Source organism: Acidimicrobiales bacterium (assembly GCA_040219085.1).
GTDB lineage: Bacteria > Actinomycetota > Acidimicrobiia > Acidimicrobiales > JAVJTC01 > JAVJTC01.
On record JAVJTC010000034.1, the window covers coordinates 22,381 to 46,725 of the forward strand.

Annotated in this window: 23 protein-coding genes and 2 tRNA genes; 11 read left to right on the forward strand and 14 right to left on the reverse strand. The window is 68.8% G+C overall.

What is annotated here, in order from left to right:
• Nucleotides 1–6: 6 nt before the first annotated feature.
• On the reverse strand, nt 7–822 hold the full coding sequence (locus tag RIE08_14785; GenBank protein MEQ8718874.1) for an RDD family protein: 816 nt from the start codon (nt 820–822) through the stop codon (nt 7–9).
• 77 nt (nt 823–899) lie between these two features.
• Here RIE08_14785 and RIE08_14790 point away from each other — a divergent pair, with 77 nt between their 5' ends.
• From RIE08_14790 to RIE08_14820, 7 genes are all read left to right on the forward strand, one after another.
• Nucleotides 900–2,252 carry a glycine--tRNA ligase gene (locus RIE08_14790; GenBank protein ID MEQ8718875.1) on the forward strand — a complete coding sequence of 451 codons (1,353 nt, stop codon included), beginning with the start codon at nt 900–902 and terminating at the stop codon, nt 2,250–2,252.
• Nucleotides 2,253–2,397: 145 nt separating this feature from the next.
• Entirely contained in the window at nt 2,398–4,233 is a 1,836-nt protein-coding gene (gene dnaG, locus RIE08_14795) for a DNA primase (protein MEQ8718876.1), read from the forward strand.
• A complete protein-coding gene (gene rpoD, locus RIE08_14800) occupies nt 4,226–5,560 on the forward strand; it encodes an RNA polymerase sigma factor RpoD (protein ID MEQ8718877.1) in 1,335 nt (444 codons plus the stop codon). Before dnaG ends, rpoD begins: the two co-directional genes overlap by 8 nt.
• 57 nt (nt 5,561–5,617) lie before the next feature.
• A tRNA-Asn gene (locus RIE08_14805) sits at nt 5,618–5,690 on the forward strand.
• A gap of 93 nt (nt 5,691–5,783) precedes the next feature.
• A tRNA-Ile gene (locus RIE08_14810) sits at nt 5,784–5,856 on the forward strand.
• Nucleotides 5,857–5,917: 61 nt separating this feature from the next.
• A complete protein-coding gene (locus tag RIE08_14815) occupies nt 5,918–6,709 on the forward strand; it encodes a TIGR01458 family HAD-type hydrolase (GenBank protein ID MEQ8718878.1) in 792 nt (263 codons plus the stop codon).
• Between the two features lie 82 nt (nt 6,710–6,791).
• On the forward strand, nt 6,792–7,178 hold the full coding sequence (locus RIE08_14820; protein MEQ8718879.1) for an Hsp20/alpha crystallin family protein: 387 nt from the start codon (nt 6,792–6,794) through the stop codon (nt 7,176–7,178).
• Here the strand turns inward: RIE08_14820 and RIE08_14825 are convergent, their stop codons facing one another.
• Nucleotides 7,179–8,120: a DMT family transporter gene (locus RIE08_14825; protein MEQ8718880.1), complete on the reverse strand. Its 942-nt coding sequence runs from the start codon at nt 8,118–8,120 to the stop codon at nt 7,179–7,181. It abuts the gene before it with no gap.
• On the opposite strand from RIE08_14825, the gene RIE08_14830 reads away from it, so the two are divergent.
• Together RIE08_14830 and RIE08_14835 are read left to right on the forward strand one after the other, a co-directional pair.
• Entirely contained in the window at nt 8,100–9,986 is a 1,887-nt protein-coding gene (locus RIE08_14830; protein MEQ8718881.1) for a molybdopterin-dependent oxidoreductase, read from the forward strand. The two genes, RIE08_14825 and RIE08_14830, sit on opposite strands and share 21 nt — an antisense overlap.
• Nucleotides 9,983–10,537 carry a molybdopterin dinucleotide binding domain-containing protein gene (locus tag RIE08_14835; protein ID MEQ8718882.1) on the forward strand — a complete coding sequence of 185 codons (555 nt, stop codon included), beginning with the start codon at nt 9,983–9,985 and terminating at the stop codon, nt 10,535–10,537. Before RIE08_14830 ends, RIE08_14835 begins: the two co-directional genes overlap by 4 nt.
• 43 nt (nt 10,538–10,580) lie before the next feature.
• Here RIE08_14835 and RIE08_14840 read toward each other — a convergent pair whose 3' ends face one another.
• Both RIE08_14840 and RIE08_14845 read right to left on the reverse strand, forming a co-directional pair.
• A complete protein-coding gene (locus tag RIE08_14840; GenBank protein MEQ8718883.1) occupies nt 10,581–14,018 on the reverse strand; it encodes a hypothetical protein in 3,438 nt (1,145 codons plus the stop codon).
• A gap of 91 nt (nt 14,019–14,109) precedes the next feature.
• On the reverse strand, nt 14,110–15,291 hold the full coding sequence (locus RIE08_14845; protein ID MEQ8718884.1) for an epoxide hydrolase: 1,182 nt from the start codon (nt 15,289–15,291) through the stop codon (nt 14,110–14,112).
• Nucleotides 15,292–15,398: 107 nt separating this feature from the next.
• Here RIE08_14845 and RIE08_14850 point away from each other — a divergent pair, with 107 nt between their 5' ends.
• Nucleotides 15,399–16,925, forward strand: a complete 1,527-nt coding sequence (locus RIE08_14850; GenBank protein ID MEQ8718885.1) for an alkaline phosphatase family protein — start codon at nt 15,399–15,401, stop codon at nt 16,923–16,925.
• 292 nt (nt 16,926–17,217) lie between these two features.
• Here the strand turns inward: RIE08_14850 and RIE08_14855 are convergent, their stop codons facing one another.
• The 10 genes from RIE08_14855 to RIE08_14900 all read right to left on the reverse strand — a co-directional run bounded on the left by RIE08_14855 (nt 17,218) and on the right by RIE08_14900 (nt 23,759).
• Complete coding sequence (locus RIE08_14855) at nt 17,218–18,225, reverse strand: DUF4349 domain-containing protein (GenBank protein ID MEQ8718886.1); 1,008 nt, start codon at nt 18,223–18,225, stop codon at nt 17,218–17,220.
• An 81-nt stretch (nt 18,226–18,306) separates the two neighbouring features.
• The gene (locus RIE08_14860) at nt 18,307–18,591 is read right to left on the reverse strand and encodes a EutN/CcmL family microcompartment protein (protein MEQ8718887.1); all 285 of its coding nucleotides are present in this window, start codon (nt 18,589–18,591) and stop codon (nt 18,307–18,309) included.
• Nucleotides 18,588–18,902, reverse strand: coding sequence for a EutN/CcmL family microcompartment protein (locus RIE08_14865; protein ID MEQ8718888.1), 315 nt, complete (start codon nt 18,900–18,902; stop codon nt 18,588–18,590). The genes RIE08_14860 and RIE08_14865 overlap by 4 nt, the downstream gene beginning before the upstream one ends.
• Entirely contained in the window at nt 18,902–19,513 is a 612-nt protein-coding gene (locus tag RIE08_14870; GenBank protein MEQ8718889.1) for a BMC domain-containing protein, read from the reverse strand. The genes RIE08_14865 and RIE08_14870 overlap by 1 nt, the downstream gene beginning before the upstream one ends.
• Before the next feature lie 2 nt (nt 19,514–19,515).
• A complete protein-coding gene (locus RIE08_14875; protein MEQ8718890.1) occupies nt 19,516–20,973 on the reverse strand; it encodes an aldehyde dehydrogenase EutE in 1,458 nt (485 codons plus the stop codon).
• Between the two features lie 16 nt (nt 20,974–20,989).
• Nucleotides 20,990–21,277 (reverse strand): EutN/CcmL family microcompartment protein, encoded by a 288-nt coding sequence (locus tag RIE08_14880; GenBank protein MEQ8718891.1) that lies wholly within the window; start codon nt 21,275–21,277, stop codon nt 20,990–20,992.
• 1 nt (nt 21,278) lies between these two features.
• The gene (locus RIE08_14885; protein MEQ8718892.1) at nt 21,279–21,581 is read right to left on the reverse strand and encodes a BMC domain-containing protein; all 303 of its coding nucleotides are present in this window, start codon (nt 21,579–21,581) and stop codon (nt 21,279–21,281) included.
• A 69-nt stretch (nt 21,582–21,650) separates the two neighbouring features.
• Entirely contained in the window at nt 21,651–22,277 is a 627-nt protein-coding gene (locus RIE08_14890) for a hypothetical protein (protein MEQ8718893.1), read from the reverse strand.
• Entirely contained in the window at nt 22,261–23,109 is an 849-nt protein-coding gene (gene deoC, locus RIE08_14895; protein MEQ8718894.1) for a deoxyribose-phosphate aldolase, read from the reverse strand. The genes RIE08_14890 and deoC overlap by 17 nt, the downstream gene beginning before the upstream one ends.
• Nucleotides 23,106–23,759 (reverse strand): RpiB/LacA/LacB family sugar-phosphate isomerase, encoded by a 654-nt coding sequence (locus RIE08_14900; protein MEQ8718895.1) that lies wholly within the window; start codon nt 23,757–23,759, stop codon nt 23,106–23,108. The genes deoC and RIE08_14900 overlap by 4 nt, the downstream gene beginning before the upstream one ends.
• A 76-nt stretch (nt 23,760–23,835) precedes the next feature.
• Between RIE08_14900 and RIE08_14905 the strand changes: the two genes are divergently transcribed.
• Nucleotides 23,836–24,333, forward strand: a complete 498-nt coding sequence (locus RIE08_14905) for a hypothetical protein (protein ID MEQ8718896.1) — start codon at nt 23,836–23,838, stop codon at nt 24,331–24,333.
• Nucleotides 24,334–24,345: the final 12 nt, after the last annotated feature.

Here is a 24,345-nt window from a genome sequence, read left to right on the forward strand (position 1 = left end):
CTGAGCTCAGTTCGCGGGACGCCAGGACTGCGTGGCGTCGTCGAACTCGAGGAGGCGGCCAGACCCAGCCTGGATCTGGACGTAGCGTCCCCGGGCCGCGTCCCACACGGGGCCGTCCTCGGCGCCGGCCGGCACGTCGCCGGACTGCGTAGGGGCCGGGGGTGACGACGGGGCGGGCATCTGGGTCGGCGGCGGCGTCTGACCCATGCCCTGGCCGGGTGGCGGCGGCGTCTGACCCATGCCCTGGCCGGGCGGAGGCGGCGTCCACGTCGTGGGCTGTGACACCGCCACGTTCGGCGGAGATCCCACGTCGTAGGAGCGGACGACGTTGGTCCGCGCGGCCATGTCGCCCAGACGGCGCCGGTCCGAACGGTTCACGGCGACAAGGAACCCGACGCCCATGGCGGTCGGCAGGGAGTCGACGATCCCGACGATGGTGCGCCCCAACGCCTTGGGTATCCCACAGATGGCGCCCTGTTCGTCGACAACCCGCAGCCCGAGTATCGCCTTGCCGATCGTGGCACCGGTCAGACCCTGCACGATGCCGTTGAGGAGGAACCAGTAGCCGACGGGGATGAGGAAGATGAGCGCCGCCTGGGAGTCGGTGGCGTAGTACAGGGTGTCGCCGCCGGCGAAACACAGAGATGCGGATTCCGAACTCTCGATGAGGTCGCAGGCCAGGTCGCCGTCGAGCAGAGGTGGCTTGTCGATCCGCTCCGCGAGAGCGAAGAACAGGATCAGCGAGATCCCGAAGCCGATCAGGGCGTCGATGGCGTAGGCACCGACGCGCCGTCCGAGGACCCGACGCGGGTCACGTGTCATCGTCGTGTCCACCACGGCGCTTGTTGTACCACGAGAGGTACAGGCCGACGACCATCGCGCCGGTAGCCTTCGTGCCCATGACGACCGCCGAATCCGATGCCGAAGCGCGCGCCATCAGCCCCGAGGAGTTGATGGACAAGGTCGTGAACCTTTCCAAGCGCCGCGGCATCATCTTCCAGTCCGCCGAGATCTACGGCGGGTTCCGCTCCGCCTACGACTACGGACCCGTCGGGGTGCTGTTGTTGCGCAACGTCAAGGACGCGTGGTGGCGCACGATGGTGCAGTTGCGCCACGACGTCGTCGGTCTCGATGCGTCGATTCTGTCGCCGCCGGCGGTGTGGGAGGCGTCGGGCCACCTGGCCGGCTTCAGCGATCCGCTCGTGGACTGCCGCAACTGTCACGAGCGGTTCCGCGAGGACCAACTCGCCGACACGGCCACGTGCCCGAACTGCGGCGCGGCCGACCCCTTCACCGAGGCACGCGACTTCAACCTCATGTTCAAGACGCACGCCGGTCCCGTCGAGGGTTCGGGCCACGAGGTCTACCTCCGGCCCGAGACGGCCCAGGGCATGTTCCTCAACTTCAAGAACGTCCTCGAGACCTCCCGCAAGAAGCCGCCGTTCGGCATCGCCCAGATCGGCAAGTCGTTCCGCAACGAGATCACCCCCGGGAACTTCGTGTTCCGGACTCGCGAGTTCGAGCAGATGGAGCTCGAGTTCTTCGTGCCGCCCGACGAGGCCGCGGACTGGTACCGCTACTGGTGCGACGAGCGGATGCGGTGGTACCACGACCTCGGGATCCCCGGAGACAAGTTGCGTCTCCGCCCCCATGACGACGACGAGCTGAGCCACTACAGCTCCGGGACCTCCGACGTCGAGTTCCTGTTCCCCTGGGGGTGGGGTGAGCTCGAGGGCATCGCGAACCGCGGCTGCTACGACCTCACCCAGCACGCGGAGCACTCCGGTGAGCGCCTCGAGTACTTCGACCAGGCGGCCGGTGAGCACTACGTGCCCCACGTGATCGAGCCGGCAGCCGGCGCCACCCGGTCCATGATGGCGTTCCTGCTGGCGGCCTACGACGAGGACGTCGTCAACGACGACACGCGCACCGTCCTGCGCCTCGATCCCCGCCTCGCCCCCTACAAGGTCGCCGTGCTGCCGCTCTCCAAGAAGGACGAACTGCGCCCGACGGCCATCGAGTTGTTCGACTCCCTGAAGACGACGTGGATGTGTGATTACGACGAGACCCAGAACATCGGTCGGCGCTACCGCCGTCAGGACGAACTGGGCACGCCGTACTGCGTGACGGTCGACTTCGACACCCTCGAGGACCGGGCAGTCACCGTGCGTGACCGGGACTCGATGGACCAGGACCGGGTGGGAATCGACCGACTCGACGCGTATCTGCGCGAGCGACTTCCCGTCACCTGACGGATATCTGGTCGAGCGAATTCCCATCACCTGGCACAGACCGTGCGGCCAGGGCCGGTGAGCTCTTCGCGGGTCGGGTGCGCGGGCTCGGTAGTAGCGTGCACCCATGACCCCAGCCGGCGACACGACGAGGGCCCCCTAGGCCATGGGGATCGTCGACGAGGACATCGCCCGGGTCCGTGACGCCACCGACATCGTCGCCCTCGTCACCGAGCACACCCAACTCAAACGTGTCGGTCGGCGGTGGAGCGGCCTGTGCCCGTTCCACAACGAGAAGACCCCTTCGTTCTCGGTGAACGGCGAGGAGGGCTTCTACCACTGCTTCGGATGCCAGAAGTCCGGTGACGTGATCACGTTCGTGCGCGAGATGGACGGCCTGGACTTCGTCGGTGCCGTCGAGCGCCTGGCCGCTCGCGCCGGCGTCGCGTTGCGCTACGACGACGTGGACCAGGGCAGGGATCGCCGACGACGCACGAAGCTGATCGAAGCCGTCGACAAGGCCGTCGAGTGGTACCACCAGCGGCTGTTGTCGGCTCCCGATGCCGCAGCGGCGCGTGGATACCTGCGCTCGCGGGGCTTCGACGGTGACCTCGTCCGCCGCTACAGGATCGGCTGGGCGCCCGACGACTGGGACGCACTCGCGAGCGGGATCGACGTGGACTCGCGCACGCTGCGCGACGCAGGTCTCGCGTTCGAGAACCGTGCGGGGCGCCTCCAGGATGTGTTCCGGGCGCGTGTGCTGTTCCCGATCTTCACCCACGACGGTTCCGCTGTGGGTTTCGGCGGCCGGATCATGCCCGGGGCCGACGGACCGAAGTACAAGAACTCCGCCGAGTCCGCGGTGTACGCGAAGTCCAAGCTTCTCTACGGCCTCAACTGGGCGCGCGACGAGATCGTGCGGATCGACGAGGCCGTGCTGTGCGAGGGCTACACGGACGTGATCGGCATGGCCACGGCCGGTATCGGTCGGGCCGTGGCCACGTGCGGCACCGCGCTGACAGACGATCACATCAAGCTGCTGGCCAAGTACACGCGGCGCCTCGTTCTCGCGTTCGACGCCGACGCGGCCGGCCAGGCGGCGGCCGAGCGCATATACGCATGGGAGAAGACGCACGAGTTGACCGTGGCCGTCGCGGAGCTCCCGGGCGGCGCGGACCCCGGCGATCTCGCCCGTTCGGACCCCGAGGCCCTCGTCGCCGCCGTCGAGGGGGCCCGTCCGTTCCTCGAGTTCAGGGTGGAGCGCATCCTCGGGGCCGCTGACCTGTCCTCGGCGGAGGGTCGGGCCCGGGCGGCCGCCCGCGCCAAGGGCCTGGTGGACCAGCACCCCGACGAGTTGGTGCGGGACCAGTACCTCATGACGATCGCCGACCGTTGCCGGGTCGACATCGACCGCCTCCGTCACCTGGTCGTGCCTCCCGAACCCGAGCCGGTCGAACCGCGTCGCCGCAGGCGCCGGGACGAGGAGCCCGAGCACGTCGACGACGGCCGGAGAGTGCCGAACCAGCCCGACGACGGCGGGTCCGTCGACGTCGACGTCGCCGTGGCACGCCCGGCGCCCCGGGAGATGCCCGTCCTGCTCCTGGCGCTGCACCGGTCCGGGTCGATACCGGATTACCTCGACGCCGCCTGGTTCGACCGCGAGATCAGCGCCCGCGCGTTCAGGGCGATCTCGGCGGCCGGCTCGGTGGCCGAGGCCCTCGCCGTCGAGGACGCGGCGCTGAGGCCTCTGCTCGCCGAGATGGCGGTGCTCGACGCTCCCGAGGATGCAGACGGTGCCCTGTCTCTGTTCCTCTTCGACGTGGGCGAGCGTGAGAAGGCGAATCTGGCGGCGGCTGCGCGGCGCAGCGGTGATCTGGAGATCGCCCGTCGCATGGCCGAGGTCCAGGCGGTGCTCGAGAAGGTTCAGGACTCCGACTTCGAGATCGGCGTGGCCGAGCAGTTGGTAGGTTTGCTACCGACCGCAGGGGAGCCGCATGACTGAGGGGACCGGAACGGTCGAGCGGGTCGTGGCCGACAACGCCGAACTCGCGACGCTGATCGAACAGAACCGCGAGCGGGGGACGTTGACCCTCGACGAGGTCATGCGCGCCCTCACCAAAGTCGAACTGTCCGAGGACGTCATCGTCGCGGTCCGCCAGCACTGCGCGTCCGAGGGGATCCAACTCGACGAGTCGGTACCCGACGCCGACGAGGAGGACACCGAAGGCGAAGAGGACGAGGATGGCGAGCCCGCCACCTCCGAGTACTCGCCGGCGGAGACAGCCCACCGGTCGGTGGCCCAGTTGCTCATCCAGTTGGAGGAACTCGACGTCGACACCCGTTCGGCGCGCCGCAAGCGGATGGCAGCCGTCGGGTGGGCCCGAACCCTCGAATCCGGCGGGACATCGGACCCGGTGCGGCTCTACCTCAAGGAGATAGGCCGCGTACCGCTGCTGACCGGCGCGGACGAGGTCTCGCTCGCCAAGCGGATGGAAGCGGGTCTGGCCGCCACCGCTCAACTCGAGCGGCTCGGCGAGGAGGGCACGCTTCGGGACCTGCCCGTTGCCGATCGTCGTCGCCTCTACCGCGCCTCCCGTGACGGCGAAGAGGCCAAGCGGCAGCTGACCCGGGCCAACCTGCGGCTCGTGGTGTCCATCGCTAAGCGGTATGTCGGGCGGGGGATGCAGCTTCTGGATCTCATCCAAGAGGGGAACCTCGGGCTGATGCGTGCCGTCGAGAAGTTCGACTACACGAAGGGCTTCAAGTTCTCCACGTACGCCACGTGGTGGATCCGCCAGGCGATCACGCGGTCCATCGCCGATCAGGCACGCACAATCCGGATTCCGGTGCACATGGTCGAGTCCATGAACAAGGTGATCCGCATCCAGCGTCAGATGATGCAGGAGCTGGAGCGTGAGCCGACCATCGACGAACTCGCGGACCGCGTCGACATGACACCGGCCCGCGTCCAGGAGATCCTGCGGATCTCCCAGGACCCCCTCTCCCTGGACTCACCGGTGGGGGAGGACGACTCCAACCTCGGTGACTTCATCGAGGACCAGACGATCGAAGCGCCTGCCGATGCCGCGGCCCGGATGATGCTCGGCGAGGCGGTCATCCGCGCCCTCGACGACCTGAACGACCGCGAGAAGCAGGTCCTCCGGCTGCGTTTCGGTCTGGAGGACGGCCGGATCCGCACGCTCGAGGAGGTCGGCCGGGAGTTCGGCGTGACCCGCGAGCGGATCCGCCAGATCGAGGCCAAGACGCTCGCGAAGCTGCGCCATCCCCAGCGCAGCGAGAAGCTGCGCGACTACCTCGAGGGTGACTGAAGCCGTCGAAACGCGGGGTCGTCGTCGCGCGGTGCGCTGGTATCCTGCGGCGGTCCTTCCGGGGTAGCTCAGCTGGCAGAGCAACTGACTGTTAATCAGTGGGTCGTGGGTTCGAGCCCCACCCCCGGAGCAAGTTCGTCCCTCCCTGTAGGCCCGGCGCGTCGTGCACCGGCAGCCGACGGGCGTCCGGGTCGCTTCACGGGGTCGCCGTTAGGATCCGTGCGGGCCCGTAGCTCAGTGGTCAGAGCAGACGACTCATAATCGTTAGGTCGCGGGTTCGATCCCCGCCGGGCCCACTCTGACGAGGACCGCCATCGTGCCGGGCGTCCACGGCCCGGGGCGCGCGACCATTGGCGCATGAACGAGACGATGACACCGCGGGGACTCCTGGTCGACATCGACGGTGTGCTGGTGGTGTCATGGGAGGCGATCGAAGGCAGCGCTGACGCGTTGTCGGCGTGTCGCAGGGCGGGGATCGGGCTGCGGTTCCTGACCAACACCACTTCGGCGTCGCGCAACGTCATCGCCGGTCGTCTCGACGCCGCAGGGATCGCCGTCGACGTCGAGGAGATCATGACCGCGCCCGCTGCCACGGCAGCCTGGCTCGACGTCGAGTACCCCGAGGCGCGCTGCTACGTGATCAACAGTGGCGATCTCGGTGACGATTTCGCCGGTGTCCACCGGGTGGGAGCCGATGAGCATGCCGACGTGGTCGTGTTGGGCGGGGCAGGTGAGGAGTTCTCCTACACCCAGATGAATCACGCGCTGGGTCTGCTGCTCGATGGAGCCGCGCTGGTAGCCATGCACCGGAACCTGTACTGGCGAACCGCCGAGGGCCTGAACCTCGACACGGGCGCGTATCTCGCAGCGCTCGAAGAGGCCTCCGGGGTGTCCGCGACCGTGGTCGGCAAGCCCTCTGGCGAGTTCTTCGGGGCGGCCTTGGAAGCCCTGGGTCTCGACGCCGGTGGGGTCGCGATGGTCGGCGACGACATCGACAACGACGTACTCGCGGCCCAGGCCGTCGGACTCACCGGGATCCTCGTCAAGACGGGCAAGTACCGGCCCGAGGCCATGACCGATGCCGATGGCCGCCCCGACATCATTCTCGACTCCATCGCCGACCTGCCTTCAGCCCTCGGATTGAACTGAGTGAGGGTCGCCGCTCGTCGGCTGGCTCGACGAGAACGAGCAGGGGCCTTGACGAGAATGAGCAGGGGCGTAGTGTTGGGGCGTGAGCGCGAAGCGGCGCAGCCACGCGCGGGTCCTCGAGACCACTGAGGAAACTGCTCGGTCGATGACGGCGCAGCGCGTGCCCGTCAATGCCTATGAAGCGCCCGGCGCGTTCGTCATTCTCGCTCCGGTTCCCGGCGTCACCGCAGACGACGTGACTGTCGAGCTGTTGGAGGACCACGTCCGGTTCTGGGCCGAGCTGCGCAGCTCGGGCCCCCGGGACTTCGTGCTGCACGAGTGGGAATACGGTGGTTATGAGCGCCGCGTCGATGTTCCCGATGGCTACGGCTCCGAAATCGTCGCATCGTTGGCAAACGGCCAACTCGCGATCCGCGTGCTGGCAGGTGAGTTCAGCCAGGAACGCCGCGTGCAACCCACATCCCGCTAGTTACCGACGGTTACCGACGCGAGCGTCATTCGCGGCCGACCTCTCGGGCGGGTTCGAGTTGTCCGCAGCGAGTTGGGCGACGACGACGCCGCCGATGATGAGACCGCCCCCGACGAGGGCGATCGCGTCCGGCACGATGTCGAGGACGAGCCACGACGCGCCGAGCGCGGCGAAAGGGACGCCGAACATGTAGGCGGCGGTCTGGCTGGCGTCGAGGCGCCGCAGAGCGCGGAACCAGATGAGGTAGGGCCCCACGGTCCCGCCGAACACGAGGAAGAGCATCCAGCCCCATGCCGACGCGGGTAGGTCGTCGAGGGCCTTCGCGGCGTGCGGCATGAGCGGGATCATGGTCAGTGCCCCGGCGACGAGCACGAGCCCGACGCCGTCCACCGGCGAGTAGCGGTCCATGTCGGTCATCGTCTTCGACAACACGGTGTAGAGCGCCCAGCCGATCGGGGTGACGAGGGTGAGCGCGGCGCCCCAGGGGTTGTCGACGGTGAGTTCAGTCTCGCCGCTTCCCGCGAGGATCACGATCGTGGCCCCGCACAGCGCGATGGCGAAGCCGGCGACCTGTCGCGGGCGGATCCTCTCGGAGAGCAGCGCTACGGCCAACAGGGTGGCCCACACCGGCGACGTGGAGACGATCACCGACGTGAGCGGTGGTGACAGGAAGCGTTGGCCGTACACGACGGGGATCTGGGTCATCGGGACGGCGACGACACCCATCAGGAGGAGTCGCGGGAGGTCCGACCGGGTCACCCGGGGCCGCTTCGCTGGCCGGCTGTACATCAGCGCGGCGAACACCGCGGCGTTGGCCGTGACCCAGATCGTGGTGAGTTGGATCGCGTCCACGTGCTCGAGGATCCTGGCGATCGCCGGGAAGGTGAACCCCCAGAGGATCACGTTTGCCACGAGTGACCCGTGGAGGGCGACCTTGTGCATCCGCGCGAACGCTACTCGGAGCGGGCGCAGCGCAGGCCTGGTGTCACGGTTCGGAGTCCGAGTGCCTCGGCCGGCCGCGACGTCGTCCTGGTCGACGACGACTTCGACTGTGAGATAACGGGAAGTGTCGTCCTGGGCGACGACGACGTCCCGCAAAACCTGGCGGTCGCGCCGGCGCGCCGTGGGAGACTGGCACTGCCGCACGGGATCGTGCGAGAGGAAGGGTTTCGGCCTATGAGGAGAGTGGCGCTCGCCCACTGGGGCGCGTACGAGATCGGGTCCGACGGGTCTTTGCGCGGCACCCCTACCGATCCCGACCCCTCGACGATCGGACTACCGGCAGACGCCCTTCGATCACAGCGGGTCCTCGCTCCGATGGTTCGCAGGTCATGGCTCGACCACGGCGTCCTCAGCCACCCGGAACGTCGCGGCGTGGACGATCTCCTCCCCGTCGAATGGGACCGCGCCCTCGACATCGTCGCCGAGGCGTTCGAGACGATCCGCGACGCTCACGGAAACGAATCGATCTTCGCCGGTTCCTACGGGTGGGCCAGCGCGGGGCGCTTCCACCACGCCCAGAGTCAACTCAAGCGCTTCCTCAACTGCCTCGGGGGCTACGTCGACAGCGTCGGGACCTACAGCACCGGTGCCGCGGAGGTCGTCGCTCCCCGGGTGACGGGCCTCTCAGAAGCAGAGCTCGAACGGATCGCACCCCCACTCGACGAGGTCGTCGCCAACACCGATCTGGTGGTGAGCTTCGGGGGGTTCCCCGCCGGCAACACCCAGGTCGCGGGCGGCGGGCCGACCGAACACCTCTACAGGCCATCGCTGCGCGCACTGCGCGACCGGGGTTGTCGGTTCGTCACGATCGGCCCACTCCGGGGCGGATTCGACCGCGAGCTCGGCGCCGAGTGGATTCCCATGCGCCCCGGGACCGACGCCGCGATGATGATCGGTCTCGCCTCGGAGCTGGTCGGCCGCGCTACCACGTCGGCGGCTTCGGCTCCGCTCCTCGCGAACGACCTCGGACCGTTCCTCGCCTACCTCCGCGGCGACGACAGGGGTGCTCCACGGGACGCGACGTGGGCCGCATCGATCTGCGACGTCGACGCCGATGTGATCCGTGGGCTCGCAACGGCCCTGGGGCGGCGCCGGTCGCTCGTGAACGCGACCTGGTCGACCCAGCGCACCGAGAACGGGGAACAGGCGGTGTGGTCGCTGCTCGCGCTCGGCGTCGTCATCGGCCAGATGGGTCGACCCGGGTGTGGCGTCGCGTTCGGGTACGGCTCGATGGGATCGATCGGCGACCCCGTCGTGCGTCCGAGCCTTCCGGCGCTTCCCCGGGGTGCCAACCCCGTGGGAGTCACCATCCCCGTGTCGCGCATAGCGGATGCCCTCGAGTCGCCGGGTGGGCGGTACATGTTCGACGGCGCCAGCGCCACCTATCCCGACATCCGCCTCGTCTGGTGGTGCGGGGGCAACCCGTTCCACCACGCCCAGGATCTCAACCGGCTGTCGCGTGCCTTCACGCGGCCCGAGGCCGTGATCGTCAACGAGCCCTACCTGACCGCGACCGCCGCCCGTGCCGACGTGGTCCTCGCCTCGACTCTGGGCGCCGAGCGCCGCGACATCGGCGGCGCGTCGACCGGGCGTCACATCGTGTTGACCACACCGGTCGGTCCACCGCCCGGTGACGCCCGCGACGACCACGAGATCTTCGTGGCGATGGCGCGCCGCCTCGGTGTCGAACACGAGTTCACCGGCGGCCGGGACCCCGAGGCGTGGATGGAGTCGTTCTACGAGAAGGCCATAGCGAACGAACCCTCTCGTCACCCACGTGGGAGGTCGCCGTCGCTGATGGGTTGATCGAACGTAGCGCCACCGGGCCGACCGGTCGGCTCGCGGCGTTCCTGGCGGACCCCGACGGCTGCCCACTCCCGACCGTGTCGGGACGACTCGAGATCACCGTCGGCGAAGCCGAGCACCTTCTCGGACCCGGGGCCCGCGTGCACCCGGCGTGGTACGAGCCGACCGAGTGGTTGGGTTCGGCTGCGCCGGGACAGTTGCACCTCGTCACGCCGATGCCCTCGACGCGGCTCCACTCCCAGTTCGCAGCGCTCGAAGCCGAAGTACCCCCGGCTCGGCTCAATGCCGTGACGGCACGGGACGTGGGCGTCAGCGACGGTCAGGAGGTCAGGGTCGTCAACGATCGCGGTTCGTGCGCGGCACGGATCGTCGTGACGCCGGACGTGGCCGACGGGGTGTTGGTCATCGAGAACGGCCGCTGGCTCGACGTCGACGTAGACGGCCACTGCCGCCGCGGCAACGTCAACGTCGTGACGTCGGACAGGCCGACGTCGTCGTGGGGGCAGGCGACCGCCGCCCACAGCTGTCTGGTGCGCCTCGAACCCGCCTAGACAGCGCGCCGGGAGCCGTCGGGGTCCGCCGCCGAAACGATCGCTAGATACAGGAACCGAGTAGCTGGTAGAGGCGCCCGCCCGGTCCCGGCGCGAGGAAAGGCGTCCACGGGGTCGTGCCCGTCGGGTAGTCGATCTGGGCTTCGGCCGTGTACAGCGGGAAGCCGTTGGTGAGATCGGGCCCCGCCGGGACGGAGTTCAGAGCGACCGAGTCCGCCTGCAGAAGCGACGCCTCGAGCTCGGCGATGCACTGGGCGCCCCTCGGCCCGGCCAGGAGTTGAGGCATCACCGTCGCGATCACGCCGTCACGGTCGCCGCTCGCCAGCGCGGCGTCGACGCGGGTGAAGAACTCCTCGAGCAGGACCCGCGTGAGGTGCTCGTCGGGGTCGCCGTCGAAGGCTTCGCGGGGCTGGCTTCCGTCGATGTCGGGCGGGATCGTGTCGTCGGCGTCGAAGTCGACGACGTCTCCCGGTACAGGGAGAAGTGGGTCGTCGATACCGGCGCCGCTGATGTCGCCGCCCGATGTGGCGGGATCGGGGATCGCGCCGGGTTCGCCGTCGTTGTGGAAGGCGGTGGCGCGGTAGCTGAGCTCACCGTCGGGGAGTTCCTCGCGGGGGATCAGCCACACGAGCGTGTCGTCGAACTCGATGACCGCAGCAGCGGAGTAGCGGGGAAGCCCCGGGATCCCGTCGCTGAAGCCGTCGGCGTGCATCTGGCGGTCGCCGTCCTCGTCGATCTCGAGGCGGTACCAGAACTCGGTTCCATCGAAGAAGTCGGCGTCGAACTCGGGCGGGGCGGAGTAGTCGGTGTCGTCCTCGGCGTCGTCGAAGGCGAGCCCGTAGGTGAAGCTGCGCGCGCCCTCGCCGATCGGTCCGGCCAGTTCCACGCCGACCATGACGAACTCACCCTCAGGGGCGGGCCCTGCTCCGATCGGGCACGTGACGCGGTACTCGTCGGTGACGCCGCCGCAGGGGAACGCCGAGGCGTTCATCAGCCGGCGCACGCGCTCGTCGACGAGGCGGATGATCGCGGACCACACCTGGTCTATCTGGGAACCGGGGAGAGGTTGCCCGTCGACGCCGACGATGGAGAACGTGATCTCGTCCTCGTCGGGGTCGTCTTCGATCACCAGGAACTGCGCGGCGCCGTCCGGGCCGGCGAATCGGGCGACGACCTCCTGGTAGCGGCTCAGATCCGGGCCCGCGGGGGTGGGTTCAGGCGTCGGCTCCGGGGTCGGTTCGGGAGTGGCGTCGGGTTCCTCCGTCGGCTCCGGGGTGGGGTCGGGCTCCTGCGTGGGTTCGGGGGTCGGTTCGGCGGAGGCGGTAGCCGTAGGTGTCGGGTCCGATGCTGTCTCGTCGTCGTCACCGCCGCCGGACAGGGCGATCACGCCGACGACGACGGCGATGACGGCCACGACGACGCCACCGATGATGATCGGGAACTTGAACTTCGATCCGCCGCCATCGTCTCCTTCACCGGCGGGGGTGTCGTCGGTGCCGGTGGGCGGCGGGGGCGGTCCCGCGTCTCGGCGGACCGTGCGGTCCTCGACGAAACCGGTGCTGTCGTCCCACAGCGGGTCGGGGTCGCCGACCCTCGCCAGGCGTTCGCGCCTTCTGATCTCCCGCTGGCTGTCGGTGATCGACACCAACGCCTCATAGACCGCGTTGAGCACGCTGGTTCGGAAGGTCGACCGATCGTCGGTGTCGTGGTCGCTTCCGACGATCATCCTCGGAAGGTTCCGCCGGACGTCCCAGACCCGCAGGTAGCAGCTCCAACCGCTGTAGGACCGCACCTCGCTCTCGGGATCGAGCTCGTCGTCTCGCTGCTCCCACTCGTGATACGCGAGATCGATGACGAACCAGCCGGCGAGGACCTGATCACGCCGCATCCACAGCGGTACGCGGATATCGATCGGCCGCCCGTGCTGATCGAGCGGGAAGCGCATGACCGTCCGGTGCTTCTCGAGGCTGTCGGGATCCGGATCCCTCTGGCAGTTCCCGGGAGAGAAGGTCAACATCCCCTCGACGTCGAACCCGTAGGCCCGGAGTGCGTCCTCGGCGGCGAATCGGGCCCGCAGGTGGTCCGGGTGCATGGCCTGGTCCGACCGGGGCTCCAGAGCGAAGCCGAACGAGGGCCCCGCCCATCCGATCGCCCTCGCCGCGTCCCAGCGCTCCTTGGGGACGGGTTCCCCCGACCGCCAGGCCTGGACCTCTTCGGGCGTCGCCGGCGCGACCTCGGGCTCCTCGGCGACGTCATCCGCGCCTTCCCGCGCGTCCAGTTCGGCCTCCACGGCGGCGACGGCGGCCTCCACTTCGGATCCGATCCCGATGGTCGCGTCCTCGGTCGCTGAGCGGGTTTCGTCGTCCTCATCGTCGGCCATCCCGGCGATGTCGGGACACATCTCGCGCTCGCACCGCTCGAGTAGCTCCCTCAGAATGGCGAGCCTGGACTCCGCGCGGCGGGCCACCCGCTCGTCGTTGTCCGCGCCGCGCAGCAGCTCCCGGCGTTCGAATCCGTCGGCATCGAGGGCACGCCGTCGGTCTCTCGCCGCTCGTCTGGCGCAGGCGACGATGAAGTGTCGTTTGTAGGCGATCTCGTCGCAGAGGGCCTGGCAGTGCGGGCAGTCGCTGGTGGGACGTACCGAGGCGATCTCCTCGGCGATCTCGGGTGAGTTGACGGCGCTCTCCATGTTCGTGAATCGCTCGGCGTCGCTCGGGGGGTCGCAGAGGAGGTCGCGGCAGTAGCGGAGTCGGATTCGGGCACGCCACTCGGCCTCCTCGGCGTCGACCAGCGCTTCGGGTGAGCGCAGCTCGCCGAGGAGATTCGCATCGTCGAGAGCCGAGCGGTGCCGCTGGGCGTCCCGAAGAGCGTCGTAGTCCTCACGACACGGCTCGCAGATCTCGTCGCGGGGATCCCGGTCCGGGACACCGATCGGCTCGACCTCGGTCTCGACGCCGGTCTCGGATAGCGGAAGGTCGTCGGGGGCGTCCTCCAGATCGCCCTCCCAGGAGACCTCGGGCGGGACGGGTACCTCGTCGATGAGCTCACCGAGATCGGCCATGGCGTCGTCGAGGGACATCCCGCACGAGTGAATCCGGCACTCGACGAGGCTCTGGGCCATCGTCGCCGCGCTGATGCGCTCGGTTGTGAGTCGGCGGGCGATCTCAGCTCGTGCCGCCCGGATGTCGGCGCCACGGGTGTCGCCGTACTCGCGCTCGAGGAACTCGAGGCGTCGATCGTCCGCGGCGAGCACGTCGGCGAAGCTGCGGTGCAGTGTCACCGCGTGCGCAAGAGTGTCGCACTCCTGGCAGTGCGACTCGACTGCGTTGGCGAGCCAGATGTCGTGGTGTCGTCCGCCTGGCTCGTAGGAGTCGGGGTTCGACCAGGATCGTGGAGCGTCGTCGCTCAGCCACTCCTCGTCGTCGAGTGGCGAACCCCCGTCCGAGTTGCTGCGACCCGATCCTTCGTCCCCGTCGTTCACCGTGACCCCCCGATCCGTCGAGAACAGGTTTCCCCACAGGAGAGAGGTGTACAACCGATCTTGCATTCACGAGCCGGTCTTCGGTGTTGGGTCAGCCCCTGAACTGGCGGAAGAAGTCCCGGACCTCGGTTGCGACGAGGTCGGGCTCCTCGGCGGCGGCGAAGTGGCCTCCGGCGGGCTGCAGGGTCCAGCGGGCGATGTTGGCGACCCGCTCACATGTTCTGCGCGGTGTGAAGACGAGATCACCGGGGAACACGGCCATGGCCGTCGGCGCCTCGACGATGGGGGAGCGGTCATGTGCCGGCTTCCACGGCACCGAGAAGCGGCCGTAGTAGATGCGCAGGCAGCTCCAGAAGCTGTCGGTGTGCCAGTACAGCGAGGCGAGCGTGATCAGCTCGTCTTTGCTGAAGCGGCGCTCGACGTCACGGTGACCGGTGTCGTCCTCGCAGTCGCTCCAGTTCCGGCGCCTCTCGACGAGCCAGGCGAGCAGACCAGATGGGGAATCGTGCATGGCGTACGCGAGCGACTGCGGGTCGGTGCCCTGGACCGCGGAGTGGGCCTTGGCGAACGCCAGGCGGGCCCGCGTGCGCTCCTGGTAGTCCTCTTCGCCGGGGTCGCAGTCAGCCGGGTCGATGTTCTCGCGGTCGATGCCGTTGAACGCGGGCATCGTGATCTGGAGGCCGTGAATCCGGTCGGCGTAGGCGTGGCCGAGTTCCGTGCAGACATGGGCGCCCCAGTCGCCGCCCTGGGCGCAGAACGTGTCGTACCCGAGCACGTCGACCATGAGCTTCACCCACAGGCCGGCCACGTCACGGGTGCTGTAGTGGCCCACGGACAGCGGCGTCGAGAACGTGAATCCGGGAAGCGACGGGATGACCACGTCGAAGGAGTCGGAGGCGTCGAGTCCGTGGGCGACCGGATCGGTGAGTGGCCCGATGAGGCCCCGGAGGTCCCAGAAGCTCCACGGCCAACCATGGGTGCACACGATGGGCAGCGGGTCCGGACCCTTGCCCCGTACATGGATGAAATGGATCGGGAAGCCGTCGATCTCGGTGCGGAAGTGCGGCAACTCGTTCATGGCCGCCTCGTGGGCCCGCCAGTCGTAGCGGTGCCGCCAGTGATCGACGAGTTCTTCGAGATAGGGGCGGGGGGTCCCGTAGCGCCAGTTGTCGTTGTCGGCGTCTCCGGGCCAGCGGATCGAGGCGAGCCGGCGGTCGAGGTCGTCGAGCGACGACTGTGGGATGTCGATTCTGAACTCGTCGACCGTGGTCATCGCCGTCCCGATTCCTCGCGTGTCGATGGGGGCCGCCAAGACCGTAGTGGCACCCGCGTGGGCTGGTACTTTCGACTGCCCAGGCCACGACATCCGAGACGTCACAAATGCACGGATCCGCCACTGACATCGAGACCCCCGCTGTGGTCATGGTCGGCTTCGACGCCATGGATCCCGGCTTGGCCCGTGAGCTCGCCGAACGTGGCGAGATGCCGAATCTCAAGCGGCTGTTCGATGAGGCTGCCAACGCCGTGGTGCGCAACCCGGTCGGCTTCGTCGTCGGCGGCGTCTGGCCGTCGTTCATCACGGCCACCCCACCTTCGGTCCACGGCCGTCACTGCTACGCGCAGCTCCGACCGGGCAGCTACGACGTCGTCGACGTGAGCCCGCTGGGAATCGAAGGAAAGCCCTGGTGGCAGCCGCTGATGGAGGCCGGAGGACGTGTGTGCAACGTGGACATCCCGTTCACGATCCCGCGCCCGGATCTCGGTGGCGTGCAGATCGTCGACTGGGGCACCCACGACCGGTGTCTGGACTTCGTGACGGTTCCGGAGGCGGAGGCCCACCGGATCCTGGACCGGTTCGGAGCCCATGTGACGCCGGGGATGTGCGATGCGGTGATCGCCCGGGGCCGATGGGCGGAGTTGCGCGACCAACTATTGACGGGCCCGGCGACGCGCACCGACATCGTCCTCGACCAGCTCGCGCGGGCGGACTTCGACCTCGTCCAGGTCGTCCACGCCGAGAGCCACTGTGTCGGTCATCAGTTCTGGAAGGTCCATGACCCGGACTACGTGGACCACGACCCACAGTTGCGGGCGCACCTCGGCGACCCACTCGTCGACGTCTACAGGGCCCTCGACACCGAGCTGGGTCGTCTTCTGGAGGCCACTGCGGGCGCACTCGTGTTCGTCCTACTCAGCCACGGGATGGGTCCACACCACGACGGAGATCACCTCGTCCCCGAGATCCTGCGCCGGCTCGATCAGGGTGCTTCGGAGCAGTCCGGCACCGAGCATCTGTCCCGGGTCGTCCAGCGGGCGAAGGCGGCCGTGCGTCCCCTGGTCCCGGGGCGCCTACTGGACCGCTACTACGTGCGTCGTCGCAATTCGGAGACCGTGAAGGCCCAGGCTGCGCAGAACCGGGCCCGCTCGCGGTTCTTCCACCACGTGAACAACACGATGTACAGCGGCATCCGCCTCAACCTCGCCGGCCGCGAACCACAGGGGCGCGTAATGACGCACGAGGTGGACGACACCATTGCGATGTTGACGGAGCAATTCGAAGCTCTCGTCGAACACGGGACGGGTCGCCATGTCGTCAATCGCGTGATCCGCGTCTCCGACATCTACGAAGGGCCTCACCTGGTCGACCTTCCCGACCTTCTCGTCGACTGGAATCGCGATGAGCCGATCGGCGACGTGTCATCGCCGTCCGTCGGCCGCGTCCTGAGCCACTACGTGGGCCAGCGGAGCGGGGACCACCGTCTCGACGGCCGGATCTTCGTCACCGGGCCCGGTGCCGACTCTGTCGGACTGGGCGACGAGATCGACTGCCTCGAGGTCGGCCCGATGATCGCCTCCCGGGTGTTGGAGCGCCTCGGGGTCGACGATGGTGATCGCGAACCGGCGTAGCTCACCCGCGGCCCCGGGTGGCGCGAGCTCGGATCGAGCGGAACATCGTTGATCACGGCCTGAACGTGGCGTCTGGGGTGCGGTGAGGGGACGGCCCGTCATCTGCCGTGAGGGATTGGACTCACTGCGTTCACAAGATGGAAGCACCCGGTTCGCGTTGCGTCGCTAGCGTGCTCTTCGAACCGCACGGGCCCCCACCGACACCCGTGCGGCTCGATCCGCGAAGGATCGCGGTGGTGTCTTCCGATAACCCCCCCTCGGAAGGCACCACCGCGCCCGCGCGGTGGTCATCTCACGGTCGGGTGACGGCGGCTCGCGCAGCGGGAACCGGCCCCGGAGGGTCCGTCGGAGGGCGTCGCCGTCGCAGCGCGGTCACCACCGCACCGCTGACGACCACGGCGACGCCGAGGAAGGGCAGCGCAGCGAGAACGCCGACCACGAGGCCGGAACCGATCCGGCGGAACGCGTCCCAGCCGCCGCCGAGCGCCTCGGCGAATCCCGGAAGCGGCGCGTCGTCGTCGCCGGGCGCCGCCGGCGGATCGTCGGGCAGGGGAACCAGGGTCGCCACGATCGTCGACAGGGAAACCCGCGACTCGACGGAGCGCAGTTCTCCCCGGAGCTGTTCGAGTTCGGTCTCGCGTGACACGAGCTCCGCCTCGAGCTCGCGTACGTCCGATGTGGTCGTCGCTCCCGCAAGGAACTCGCGGAGCCTTGCCACGCTCACATCCGCCGTGCTGATACGGGACTCGAGGTCCACCACACGTTCGGTGACGTCGCTCGAGTCGACGCTCTGCGACCTGACCTCACCGAGGTCGCCCAGGCGGCCGAGGAGCGACCGGAACCCCTCCGGCGGGACTCTGAGGGTGAGCACCGTCGACGGATGATCGTCGAAGCCCGACTGCTCCGCCGCCACGAAGCCACCCAGTGCCTCAGTCGCCACGGCGGTCCGCTCGCCGGCCGACACGAGGTTCTCGACCTCGACGGTGATGGACCCGGTGAACACGATGCTGCGGCCGACGGTGCCCGGGCCCGACTGCGATGTGAGGGTCGCGTTCTCCGACAGCACGCCCGACGTCGAAGTGCCCGTTGCGACGGCGCCGGACCCGGAGCTGCCGTCGTCGGAGGCGGCCCCGTCATCGGATCCCGCGTCGCCCCCGTCGTCGTAGGGACCCTCGTCGAAGGCGCCCGCGCCGTCTCCCGAAGACGACGTGTCGTCGTCACCGTCGGCGCCGCACGCGGCGAGCACCAGTAAGAGGGCAGCCGCGGCTGCCAGGAATCGCGAACCGTGTCGAATGGCCATCTCTGAACCCCCCGTTGTCGCTGGACGGGGAAGGTACGTCCGGCGAGGGTGTGGAGTTCCGCGGGTCGGTGAACTGTCGCGCTACCGCAACCCGTCCGACATGGCTGTCGCGGATTCGTCATGGACGTCGTCGATGATGCCCACGACGACCGTTCGGATCGGTCCCGACGTCACGCCCAGGATCTGACGGGCGCCCGTCCCCTCGTCGAGCAGGAGGACACGGTCGCCGATTCCCGCGTCGACGACGTCGACGGCGATCAGGTACTCCGCCGAACCCTCGAGCTCACACATGAGCAGGCGCTGCGCGTCGAAGATCTCGTGGTTGATCGTGGAGACCACCGTGCCGATGACGTTCGCGAGCTTCACGGTTCGACGTGTCGACCGGTTCGACGTCCCGCCCGGCCCGTCGGGTCGAGGTCGACGTCGTCGACGATGCCCACGATGGCGTGGTCGACGGGGACGAAGGACGGTTCGAGAGCCTCGGCGGCTTCCCGCGACGCCACGTAATAGACGAGTTCGCCGGGGCCGGACATCCGCACGGCGTCGGCAGCGACCACGCACCGGCCGGCCGGCTCGCGGTTCTTGTCGAGCGGCTGGACGACGAGGAGCTTCACTCCTCGGAGGCCGGGACTCTTCACGGTTGCGACCACGGTGCCGCGTACCCGCCCGAGCAGCATCAGGCGCTGCCCGTCCGCACGACGCGGCGGAACCGCAGGTCTGCGGCGAGGTCGGCCCGCATCTCCGGAGCGAGTTGGGCGATCACGACCGAGTGCAGCACTCTTCCCGGGTCCAGGCGGGAGAGCCCTGCCTCCACCGCCGCCTCCGTCTCCGCGAGCACGCCGCCGAGCATGACATAACCCTTTCCGCCGAGGCCGTCGGCGAGTCGCAGGGTGGCGATCTGGACGTCCGCCGCTTTGACGGCGGCGTCCGCAGCGTCGATGGCGGCCGCCACGCCGGTGCACTCGATGATGCCGACCGCCTCGCCGTCCGCGGTTGCGGCCTGGGAGTCCGTCACAATCGCGGCTGCTACTGCAGCGGCGACGGCGGGAAGGAACACTTCGTCGATCACCACGTTCCCAGCGGTCGCACGGCCGGTCTCGAGAGCGATCTCGACGCTCGCCGTGTCACCGGTGACGGCCAGGAGGTAATGGCCCGGATGAACGGTGCCGCTGTAGATCGCCGAGACGGGAGATGCCTTCACCATCGCGTCGCCGGTGAGCACTCCGATGGCGACGGAATCGAGTTCGAGCAGACCCAGGGCCGGGTCGGCGGTCGTGGCGAGGGCCACGTTCAGACGATCCGCAGTGAACCGACGACCGTCACGCGCCGTATGCGCGAGAAAGTGCGGGGACGCGTCAGCCCTTCACCGGTGGGGCTGGCGATGGAGAACGAGGTGAATCCTTCGCCTCCCTGGCCGAGCCCGGCGAAGTTGGGGCCGTTCGCCACGAGAATCGAACAGTTCATGGCCCTCGCCATCCGGGTGATGGTGTCGACGTTGGTGGAGTGGATCGAGGCGGTGTGGCGGAAGCCGTGCTCGGTCTTCACGGCGAGTTCGATGGCGGCCTCGACATCGTTGACCCGTACGACCGGCATGACCGGCATCATCTGCTCGGTCCAGACGAGGTTGTGTTCCTTCGGCACCTCGGCGACGAGGAGGCGCACATCCGCGTCCACCTGAACGCCGATCTCTGCGAGGATCCGCCCTGCGTCCTTGCCGATCCAGGCCGGGTTGATGGAACCGGGCTTGTTCGGTGGGCCCATCTCCCGGAAGATGACCCGCTCGAGCCGCTTGAGTTCGTGCTCCTTGAGCCTGTAGGCGCCTGCGGCGGTCATCGCCGTCACGAGGCGATCGGCGACGGAGTCGACGACGATCGTCGTCTTCTCGTCGGTGCAGATGATGCCGTTGTCGAAGGAGGCGCCCCGCACGATGTCGTGGCCGGCCTGGTCGACGTCGGCGGTCGTGTCGACGACGGCCGGTGGATTGCCCGGACCGGCGGTGATGGCCTTCTTCGGGGTCCGCAGGGCCTCGCCGACGACGGCCGGACCGCCGGTGACGAGTAGCACCGACACATCGGGGTGGCTCATGAGCTCCCTGGCCGAGTCCAGCGTCGGATTCGGCACGGCGGTCACCAGATCTGGCGGGCCGCCGGCGGCGACGATCGCGCGGTTGAGGATCTGGATGTTCTCGACGGAGACGTTCTTCGCGCTCGGGTGGACGTTGAAGGTGACGGCGTTGCCGGCCGACACCATCGCGATCGTGTTGTTGATGATGGTCGAGGTCGGGTTGGTCGTCGGGGTGATGGACCCGATGACGCCGTAGGGCGCGTACTCGGTGACCATCATCCCGCCGTCGCCGGTGACCGCCTGCGGCTCGAGATCCTCGGGCCCCGGTGTCTTCGTCGTCACGAGGTGGTTCTTGATGACCTTGTCCTCGGCGCGCCCGAGGCCGGTCTCCTCTCGGGCGAGGTACGCGAGTCGCTCACCCTCGCGCAGCATCGCCTCGCGGATCGCCTCGACGATGGTCTTGCGGCTGCCGAGCCCGGACTCGCGGTAGGTCACCGAGGCGCGTTTGGCAGCCGAGACCGCCGCGTCGATCGTGGGATGGATTCCGTCGCCGAGACGTGCGGTGACATCGGCCATCTCCGCGGCGGCGTCGAGGGCCGGCCCGGTGTGTGTGCGCCCTTCGACGGCGGCGACGCGTCCCTTGACCCGCGAGATGATCGCCTGGATCTCGGTGTCGCTCAGCACGGTTCGACCTGAGCCGTCACTTCGACCACACCGTGTCGCCGTCGACCTCCCACGTGTCGACGATCGCCATGATGACGGCGTCGACGGGACGGTCGCGGGTGGCGGCCGTCTGGCGGGCGGAACTTCCCGACGCGTAGAGGACGACCTCGCCGACGCCCGCGCCGACGGAGTCGACGGCTACGACGTAGCCGCCGGTCTCTGTGTCGTCCACGTCGAGTTGGCGCACGAGCAGCAGCGTCGACCCCTCGAGCAACGGCTCCTTACGACTGGCCACCACGGTTCCGGCGACCCTTCCGAGGAGCACGTCAGCCGAGCTCGTTCTGCGCGTCCTGCGCGCGGCCCAGCGGCAGGACCAGGTCGATGTTGAGGTGCGGGCGGGCGATGACGTGGCTGGCGATGACCTCGCCGACCTTCTCCGCGCCGCGTACCCCGGCGTCGATGGCCGCCTTCACGGCCGCGACATCACCCCGGACCACCGCGGTCACGTAGCCCCCGCCGGTCTCGGCGTAGGAGACGAGCTCCACCTTGGCCGCCTTCACCATGGCATCGGCCCCCTCGACCATCGCCGCGAAGCTCCTGCATTCGATCATGCCGAGCGCATCAGCCATTCCTGACTCCCTTCTCGTTTCCGAGTCTCATGGACGCCCGACTCAGCCGGGCGTCGTGGATCACTGCGTTCACGGTGTCCGTCCCTCGAGTCCCTCGAGGGCCGCGACGGCGGCCTGCCAGCCGACGTCGATGTCGCGCTCCTCGCCGCCCAGGTACACCCGTCCGACCGCACCGTACGCCCGGACTTCCAGGACGTTGATGTCCGCAGCCTTCTCGGCTTCGTTGGTGGCGAGCGCGATGTAGGCGGCGGGCTCACATTCGAGCGTGTAGAGGGTCTGACCGGGAATGATCATCTGCCCGTGGCGGACGCGGTTGATGAGCTGCGCGTGGTGGTCGTCGATGCGCCGGATGATCTGGCTCGACAGGATCTTCGGCTTGATGCGCTGGGACTCCGACAGGCCGACCGCTTCGAGGATCGCCTCGCCCGCGGCGCGGGTCTCGGCCTGGTCGGGGGAGTGCACCTCCAACATCCCGTACACGCGCTCGATGATCTGCATGCCGGGGCGTACCGAGGTGGACTTCATGGCGACGTCGGTCAGGCGGTTGATCTCGATGCCGGGTGCGATCTCCACGTAGAGCGACGCGTCGCCGGCCAGCGGGAGGAAACCCTGCGACACGGTCCCGATGAAGGCGGCGTGTTGGGGTTGGAGGTTGTCGAGGAAGACGAACGATCGAAGGTCAATACCCGTCGTCACCGGTGGCTCCTTGTGTCTCGTTGACGATCTGCACACCGGCGGAGGCCCCGATCCGGGTGGCGCCGGCGGCGATCATGTCCTTCGCGTCGGCGGCGGTTCGCACACCGCCGGAGGCTTTCACGCCCATCTCGGGTCCCACGGTCTCGCGCATCAGAGCGACGTCGTAGACGGTGGCGCCGCCACCGCCGAATCCGGTGGATGTCTTGACGAAGTCGGCCTTTGCAGCCTTGGCGATGGCCGAGGCGACGACCTTCTCCTCATCGGTGAGCAGCGCCGTCTCCAAGATGACCTTGACGATCGCGCCGGCCTCGTGCGCCGAGTCGACCACCTTCTCGATGTCCTCGCGGACGAGATCGAGATGGCCGGATCTGAGTGCTCCGATGTTGAGGACCATGTCGACCTCGCGTGCACCGTCGCGTAGTGCCTGCCGTGCCTCCATCGCCTTGATGCGCGGGGTGGTGGCACCGAGGGGAAAGCCGATGACGGTGCAGACCTTGACGTCGGACCCGCGGAGGTTGCCGGCGCACCGTGCGACCCAGGTCGGGTTCACGCACACGGAGGCGAAGTGGTACTCGGCCGCCTCGGAACACAACGTGTCGATCTCGTCGGCCGTGGCATCGGGCTTGAGGAGCGTGTGGTCGATGTAGCGCGCCATCTCGAGGGGGACCGAGGCCGCGTCACCGTGGTACGCCACCCGGTCGGCGCCGTTGGCGACCGCGTTGGCCACCTTCTCGGGCGTCTCGCAGATGTCGGTGCGGGCGGCCAGTACCGACAGCACCTCCTGGGTGATCAACTCGACGAGCATCTCGCGATCGAGCGGGGTGGTGGTCACGCCCCACCTCGCGACGGTTCGAGGAGGCGGGAGTACCGATGTTCGAAGTCGTCGATCATGGCGACCCGTCGGGCGTGACGGTCGGGGCCCCAGGAAACCGACAGCCACTCCTCGACGATCTGCCAGGCGAGGGCGGGACCGGTGAGCCCGGCGCCGAGCGTCATGACGTTGGCGTGGTTGTGCTCGCGGCTGTTTCGCGCCGTGGAGAGGTCGTAACACAGCGCGGCCCGCACGCCGGGCACCTTGTTGGCCACCATGGCCGAGCCGATGCCGGCCCCGTCGATGATGATTCCCGCGCCGACGGCGCCCTCGGCGACCAGGCGGGCGACGGCGTGCGCGACGTCGGGATAGTCGACCGGATGGGGGCTGTCGGTGCCACAGTCGACGACGCGGTGTCCGGCGACGGCGAGCTTGCCCGCCAGGTCCTGTTTCAGCGCGAAGCCACCGTGGTCGGCGCCGATCGCGATTCCCGCCGACGCGGACCCGTCACCGGGCCGGCCTCCCGTTTCCACGGCGGTGGAGTCCGACAGGTGCATGCGGGTGCCGGGGTCGGCCGCGTCGGTGGAGAGGTCCGCTTCCAGTACGCCCTGGGTGACGCGGCGCACGATGGCACGGATCTCGTCGGCGGGGAGCGGTGAGTGATCGGCCATGGAAGTGTCGCGGACCGTGGTCCGAGCCGCATCCTAGGTCAGCCACCGCGGTCGTGTGGCGGGCTACGTTCGATCTATGGAACCCACGACGCGTTGGGAGACGGCGGCGCTACGTGAGAGCGGCGGGCGTCCACGTCCGAGAACGACTCAGACCGGTGGTCATGGCGGCGGCGGCGAACGCGTCCCCACCGGGTCTGATCCGGTCGCCGACGCCGATCTTGCACCGCGGACACCGGAGATGGGCGCGGTCGAGGGGGAGGCCCTTCTCGTACCGCTGAGTGCGTGGAATCGGATGCTCGACCAGTTGGGCAACCTCCACGAGGCCGGTCGGGAACTGGCGGAGGCTCGCGAGCGCGCCGCGCGGGCCGAGACCGAGGCGGCATTCCTGCGGGAACGTCTCGCCGACCTACGTGAGGCCGGGACGGCACAACAGCCCCGGGCCGAGGCCGGCGCGGATGAACGCGGCGGAGCCGACACGGTGGGTGTCGGCTCCGAATCGGGTCATGGGTTGTTGGGGGTCGGTCGTCGGGCCGCCGCAGCGGCCGGCGGGTGGATCCGCCGACGCGGCGGCTGACTTCGACGTCGC